Below are 6,582 nucleotides of genomic sequence, written 5' to 3'. Positions count from 1 at the left end.
TTTTCATCACTAGTATTGTTCTTTATACAAGGTTGTCGAATAGATCTATTTTTAAAAATATATAATATTGCATGTTAATAAAATTATTTTTGACTTATGAAACACCCTCAAATGTTTGTTATAAACTTTTTTTATTTTTACCACGCAGAGTTTATTAGAACTTCTTCTCCATAGCCACCGTTCATTTTTTGTGGATTTGTAGAGTTGTAAGCTCTTTGAACTCTTATTCCTCTTATTCCTAATTCTCTTGCGGCTAGGATATCATCATCACTGTCGCCATAGTGGATTGAGACATTGTGTTTTTTGATGTAGAATGATTTGTCATATTTGTAGCCACCTGTTGGCGTGTCAGCTGTATATTCTACGTAAACTTCTTTTGGTAGTTCAAAGTATCTTTGCAATGTTTTAGAAAGTTTTGTAGAAGTGTAGTTTTTATCTTTTGAATGTTTTGTTCTTCCTGTGATGAAAAATACGTTATCTCCTCTTTGCAAGTGCATTTTTATCAAGTCTTTTGCAGATTGTTTTGGAATTGAATGTTCATCTCCATTTTCAGCTACATAATCCCAGAATTTTTGGTTGTACAGGTAACTTACAGCTCCTCTTTTATCTCCTGGAATTTGGAAATAATGTTGCCCATAGATAAAATATCCGCTTGAATGAAGCAATGTGTCATCAATGTCAAAACTTACATTAATTGGACCTTTACCCTCCAAACTTTTCTTAATATCATCAACAGACACAAAATGAACAGCCTTCTGAACTTTATCTGTTGAATAAAATCCCTCATGAGTATAAGGAACCTTTGGTCCTGCTGCAAATACTACAGATGCAGCAAATAAAAATAATAATGCTTTTTTCATAACATTTCCTCCTATATATTTTTTATTTTTTTAAATATAATTTTATTCCATTTTTCAAAACATTCTCTTTTTTTCTCTAAAAATTTTTCCAAATATACTTCTAAATTTTTTACTTTATCTCTTGGAGAAAGTACATCCTTTAGTCTAATGTACACTAAAGATTAAGCCTTTTCTTTGAATTGTTATATTCTTAAAAAAATTTTTGCTATTTTATAGGTTTACAACCTATAAATTCTCCCTTTGCTGTATAAGTGCATATATTCCCTGATTTATCTTCCATTTTTTTGGGAATTTTAAAATAGGAGCAACTTGCAGCCATTAATGTAAATAAAGCTAATATTATAAATATTTTTAACTTTTTCATAGGAAAACCTCCTGAAAAATAGTTTGTTATTTAAAATTTTAAAATTAAAAGTCAAAAAAAAGATGTTCTCCCAAAAGAAAACATCTCTCAAATTCCTATATATCAAATACAATAGATTTAACTCTTGTCATGCTTTCTATGCTATATTTTATTCCTTGAACTCCTGCTCCTGAACCTTTGATTCCTAAGAATGGGAAGCTGTCAGGCCCTCTTTGAGTCTTGTTATTTATGTGAACTGTTCCTACTTCTAGTTTTTCAGCAATTTCAAATGCCAATGGGAAATTTTTTGTAAATACTGCTGATTGTAGTCCATATTCTGATTTATTTGCAATTTCTACTGCTTCATCTACAGATTTTATTCTGATAATTGGTAATACTGGTCCAAATGGCTCTTCCCAAGCAATTCTCATATCAGTTGTTACATTGTCAAAAACTACTGGCCATATTAAGTTTTTTTCTCTTTTTACTGTAGTCAATGCTTTTGCACCTTTTTCTTCTGCATCTTTTATTAATCCTTCGATAAAGTCTGCTGATGGAGTATCAATTACTGTTGTAATATCAGCATTATCAAAAGGGTCTCCCACAGTTAATTTTTCAACTTCTGCTTTTATCAAATTAGCCAATTTATCAGCAACAGAGTCCATTACAAGCACTCTTTTGATAGCAGTACATCTTTGTCCAGAATAGCTGAATGCTCCTGCTACGATATCTTTTGCAGCTTTTTCTAAATCAGCGTCTTCCAATACGATTCCAGCGTCTTTTCCACCTAATTCAAGCATAATTGGTCGCATTCCTGCAAGTTTTCCAATTTTTTCCCCAATCGGTGTACTTCCTGTAAAGTTTATAAAATTAACTTCTTTATGTTCAATCAAATAATCTCCAATTTCAGAACCTTTTCCAGTTACAGAGTTTAATACTCCTGCTGGAATTCCAGCTTCTGCAAATACTTGAGTTAATAACAATCCGCTAATTGAACCTTGTGTAGGCGGTTTAAAAATTACTACATTTCCTCCAATTAATGCTGGTGCAATTTTAGACGCTGATAAGTTTACTGGATAGTTAAATGGTGCGATTGCAAGTACAACCCCAACTGGCTCTCTTTTTACTGCTCCGTATTTTCTCTTGCTTCCAGCTTCAAATCCACCACCATTTACAAATTCACCTGTGATTCTAAGTCCTTCTTCTGCAGCATATCTAATCAAATCCGCCGTTCTTACTACTTCTGAAATAGCAGCCTTAATTCCTTTTGCCACTTCTTTTGCCAAGTTTTCCCCAATTTTATCTTTATCTCTTTCAAGAATATCTGCAGCCTTATTCAAATAAGCCGCTCTTTCTACAGCTGACAATGCTCTCCAAGCAGGTAGAGCCTTTCTAGCAGATTCCATAGCATAATCAACTTCTTCTCTTGACATAGCTGGTACAGTTCCAAGTTCTTCCCCATTTATTGGCGAATAAATAGTTATTGTATTTTTAGAGTCTTTCCATTCTCCATTTACTAAATTTTTATAATTCATTAAAAATTCCTCCTTATTTTTATTTTTCTATATTTTATATTTTAGCATATATTTTTCATAATTAATATAGTTTTTTTCATATATTTTTCATATTTTCCATTTTCTGAAAAAGTAATAGAAATTTGATTGACTGATAAAATAGTATGTGATATAATAAACATATATAAAAAACGGAGAAAAATATTCTGTATTAACAAAAAAGTGTAAAAAATGCTCTACTCATAATTGATTAGAGTATTTTTTTATGTTATAGTACTTTGGGCTTCACCGCCCAGTTGACACAGAATGGAGGTGAGATTGTGATAAGCGGAGATTTCATCTTTGCTGTTATTATAGCCATAATTTTCTATTTCTATTTTAGCAAATAATAATTTTAGCCTCCAATCTCCGTTTGCCCACAGATATAGTAATCTGTGGGTTTTTACTTATTGACACCTAAAGATGTTTTCACTTTCTGCTTATCTGTAAGAAAAAAATTTGTAATTGCAAAAAAAATAATATTATATTATAATGAATATGAATACTTGTTTAAAATTATTGAAAGATTGAGTATTTGATAATATTTTTTCAGAAAGGAAAATAATGGAAAAACAATATTTTGAAAGTTTTGATAATAAAAAAATTCCTTATTTATTTTTTGAATCAAAAAGAGAAAAATATAAAAATAATGTTGTTATATTTCATGGAATGATAGAGCCTATTGACAGATATGCTGAATTTGCAGAATTTTTGGCTTCTAATGGATATAATGTGTTTGTTATGGAAATTCGTGGCCATGGCGAGCTGAAGGACGGTGAAATTGGAGATTTTGGAAAAGGTGGTATAAAATCTGTCTTTAAAGATATTGACAACTTTTTCACAAAAATTCTGAGTAAAGTTGGAGCGACTCCAAGCAATACAACTATTCTCGGACATAGTATGGGAGCTCTTATTGGAATACAATGGGGAATAAAAAATAAATACAAATACTTTATTTTGTCAGCTTTCCCTTTAAAAAGCCAATTAGAAGTCATCGGTGGAAAACTTGCTACTCTTTTGGAAAGAATTATTTTCAGAAAAGTTTCTGCATTTAACAAAATTTTTGAAAAATGGAATTCAGTATTTGAGCCAAATACAACTAAATTTGACTGGTTAACAAGAGATGAGGCTGAAAATAAAAAATATGAAGATGACGAACTTTGCGGCTATCCTGTTACACCAAAGTTTTTTTCTGGAATTTTTTCTACAATGTCATTTATTAACAAAAATTATAAAAAATTAGATGAACATGCAAAAATATTGGCTGTTTATGGAACTAATGACAAAGTAATTGACATTCCATATATCAGTAAAATTTTTAATATATTAAGAAAGAAAAAAAGAAGAATAAATATTCTTGAAAATAAAAACGGACGGCATGAATCGCTCAATGAAACAAATAAACATGAAATTTATGATGAAATTTTGAAGTGGTTAAATGCAAAAGATTTTTAATTTATAACAAAAAATTTAAAAAATTTGCAAAAAATAATAAATTTTTATCGAAAAATATGATATAATTAAGAAAGTTAATTTTAATAGGAGGAAAAATGGGAGCATTTGATTTTGTAAAAATATTTAGAGTAAATAAAAGTATCTCAATAGATTTGGGAACTGCGAACATATTAATTTATGATAAGCAAAGAAAAAAAATAGTGTTAAATGAACCATCTGTAGTTGCAAGAGATAGAAAAACTGGAAAATTAATTGCAGTTGGAAGAGAAGCTAGAGAAATGTTAGGAAAAACTCCTGAAAGTATCCAAGCTATCAAGCCTTTACAAGACGGAGTTATTGCAGATATTGACTCAACAAAGGAAATGATTACATACTTCATTCATAAAATTTATGGAAATTCATTATTCAAACCCGAAGTAATGATCTGCGTACCAATTGAAGTTACAAGTGTGGAAAGAAAAGCCTTATTTGATGCAGTAAAAGGTGCTAAAAAAACATACATTATTGAAGAAGGAAGAGCTGCTATTATCGGTTCAGGTGTAAATATTTCACAACCTGAAGGAAGTATGGTAATCGATATAGGTGGAGGTTCTACTGATATTGCAATTCTTTCACTTGATGAGATTATCGCAAGCAAATCAATCAGAATCGCTGGAAATAGATTTGATGAAGATATTGTAAGATACGTAAAAAGAAAATATAACTTGCTAATCGGAGATAGAACTGCTGAAAAAATAAAAAAAGAAATGGCTACAGCAATAAAAGTTCAATCACCTGAAGTTATGGAGATAAAAGGTAGAGATTTGGAATCTGGTATTCCTAACACTGTGGAAATTAATGCAAACGAAATTTATGAAGCAATTGAAGATTCTTTATTCCAAATTGTAAACTCTACAAAAGAAGTTCTTGAAAAATGTCCTCCTGAACTTGCTGCAGACATTTTGGACAACGGAATTGTAATGACTGGTGGAGGTTCGCTAATCAAAAACTTTATTGATATGATGGAAAAAGAAGTTGGAATCAAGGTGTTCTTATCTCCAAATCCATTGGATTCAGTAGTTTTAGGTGGAGGAGCCGCATTTGACAACAAGAAATTATTGAGAACTCTTCAAATGAAAGAAAATTAATATTTGTTGTTGATAAAAAAAAAGAGAAAATGAGAAAAAATGAAATTACAGGAAATAACTGAAAAATTTAAAAATGAAATAAATCAAGATAAAATAAGTGCAAGTTACCTCTTTTATGGTGATAAGAGAGTTGACTTGCTTTCTTATGCACTAATGTTTTCAAAAATGATTATGACAAAGGATGTGCAGAATGACTCTGAAAAAGAGAAAATAAAACGGCTTATTGACAATTTCCAGCATCCTGACATTGAAATAATAAATAAAAACAATGAAAACATAAAAATTGACGAAGTGCGGGAAATCATCTACTCATCAATAGAATCTTCCTTTAATTCGCCAAAAAAAATATTTATCCTGTGCGGAATCGAAAACTTGCGAAAAGAATCTTCAAACGCTCTTTTAAAAATTTTGGAAGAGCCTCCGCAAAATGTATACTTCATACTTCTATCAAGAACATTAAACATCATTTCTACAATAAAATCCCGTACAATCAAATTTCATCTATCTGGAATGAATAACGATGAACTGAGAGTCAGCAAGGAAATCTACTATTTCTTTGATGGAAATGAAAACGATATTTTAGAATTTAAAAGGCAAAATCTCTCACTTGATGATATTCAGTTTCAAATTAATACTGTGGAAGATATTTTACAAATTATTTTTGAAATGAAAAATTACACAACTGGAGAACTGGTTATAAAAAATAATCTAGATCTGATGATAAAATATAATAAAAGTATTGAATTGTTATCACAGCGAATACGTTTCTGGGATATTGAAAACGTATATTTTTTTATAAATGAAATCGAAAATGAACTAAAAAAGGAAAAGGAATTTCTGATAAATTTCCTTTCAAAAATCATTATAAACGCAAAACATTCTGTGGAAGCAGACAAATTGAAAAAACTGATAAATTTGAAAAACAGCATTAGAAGCAATGTAAATGTGAAAAGTGTGATTTTTAACTTTTTTGATATTTTACAAAGTTCTTAAAAAGAATAAATTAATACTATTTCCCATTTAAAGAACAAATACCAAAAATTCATGAAATTAAAGTTATTTTTTTACAATATTGTGCTATTCTATCCTTTAATTAAATTTTGTCATTAAGTATCCATATAAGGGATTTTTATTTAGATTATGAAAAACTGTTTATTATTAATAAATATTTTTTCATAATCTTATGTTTTTTCTTTTCATAAAGCAAGGGAAATCAGTCGCCATTTCCCTTGCAACCCTGGCTC

Annotated in this window: 6 protein-coding genes; 3 read left to right on the top strand and 3 right to left on the bottom strand. The window is 29.6% G+C overall.

Annotated elements, in window-relative coordinates:
- Positions 1-137: 137 nt before the first annotated feature.
- The 3 genes from aphA to HMPREF1552_RS07270 all read right to left on the bottom strand — a co-directional run bounded on the left by aphA (position 138) and on the right by HMPREF1552_RS07270 (position 2,738).
- A complete protein-coding gene (gene aphA / locus HMPREF1552_RS07275; RefSeq protein ID WP_021744498.1) occupies positions 138-860 on the bottom strand; it encodes an acid phosphatase AphA in 723 nt (240 codons plus the stop codon).
- A 205-nt stretch (positions 861-1,065) separates the two neighbouring features.
- On the bottom strand, positions 1,066-1,224 hold the full coding sequence (locus HMPREF1552_RS12575) for a hypothetical protein (RefSeq protein ID WP_021744496.1): 159 nt from the start codon (positions 1,222-1,224) through the stop codon (positions 1,066-1,068).
- A gap of 95 nt (positions 1,225-1,319) precedes the next feature.
- The gene (locus HMPREF1552_RS07270) at positions 1,320-2,738 is read right to left on the bottom strand and encodes an NADP-dependent glyceraldehyde-3-phosphate dehydrogenase (RefSeq protein WP_021744495.1); all 1,419 of its coding nucleotides are present in this window, start codon (positions 2,736-2,738) and stop codon (positions 1,320-1,322) included.
- 582 nt (positions 2,739-3,320) lie between these two features.
- Here HMPREF1552_RS07270 and HMPREF1552_RS07265 point away from each other — a divergent pair.
- The 3 genes from HMPREF1552_RS07265 (at position 3,321) to HMPREF1552_RS07255 (ending at position 6,331) form a co-directional block, all read left to right on the top strand.
- Positions 3,321-4,211 (top strand): alpha/beta fold hydrolase, encoded by an 891-nt coding sequence (locus HMPREF1552_RS07265; protein ID WP_021744493.1) that lies wholly within the window; start codon positions 3,321-3,323, stop codon positions 4,209-4,211.
- A 95-nt stretch (positions 4,212-4,306) separates the two neighbouring features.
- Positions 4,307-5,338, top strand: a complete 1,032-nt coding sequence (locus HMPREF1552_RS07260) for a rod shape-determining protein (protein WP_021744492.1) — start codon at positions 4,307-4,309, stop codon at positions 5,336-5,338.
- 39 nt (positions 5,339-5,377) lie between these two features.
- A complete protein-coding gene (locus HMPREF1552_RS07255) occupies positions 5,378-6,331 on the top strand; it encodes a hypothetical protein (protein WP_021744491.1) in 954 nt (317 codons plus the stop codon).
- Positions 6,332-6,582: the final 251 nt, after the last annotated feature.

Source organism: Leptotrichia sp. oral taxon 879 str. F0557, from assembly GCF_000469385.1.
In the GTDB taxonomy this organism is placed as follows: domain Bacteria; phylum Fusobacteriota; class Fusobacteriia; order Fusobacteriales; family Leptotrichiaceae; genus Leptotrichia; species Leptotrichia mesophila.
This window is presented reverse-complemented; position numbering and strand designations above follow the sequence as displayed.

Coding starts and splice junctions, on each gene's coding strand:
- aphA (WP_021744498.1), bottom strand. CDS start 860: ATGAAAAAAGCATTATTATTTTTATTTGCTGCATCTGTAGTATTTGCA.
- HMPREF1552_RS07265 (WP_021744493.1), top strand. CDS start 3,321: ATGGAAAAACAATATTTTGAAAGTTTTGATAATAAAAAAATTCCTTAT.
- HMPREF1552_RS07260 (WP_021744492.1), top strand. CDS start 4,307: ATGGGAGCATTTGATTTTGTAAAAATATTTAGAGTAAATAAAAGTATC.
- HMPREF1552_RS12575 (WP_021744496.1), bottom strand. CDS start 1,224: ATGAAAAAGTTAAAAATATTTATAATATTAGCTTTATTTACATTAATG.
- HMPREF1552_RS07255 (WP_021744491.1), top strand. CDS start 5,378: ATGAAATTACAGGAAATAACTGAAAAATTTAAAAATGAAATAAATCAA.
- HMPREF1552_RS07270 (WP_021744495.1), bottom strand. CDS start 2,738: ATGAATTATAAAAATTTAGTAAATGGAGAATGGAAAGACTCTAAAAAT.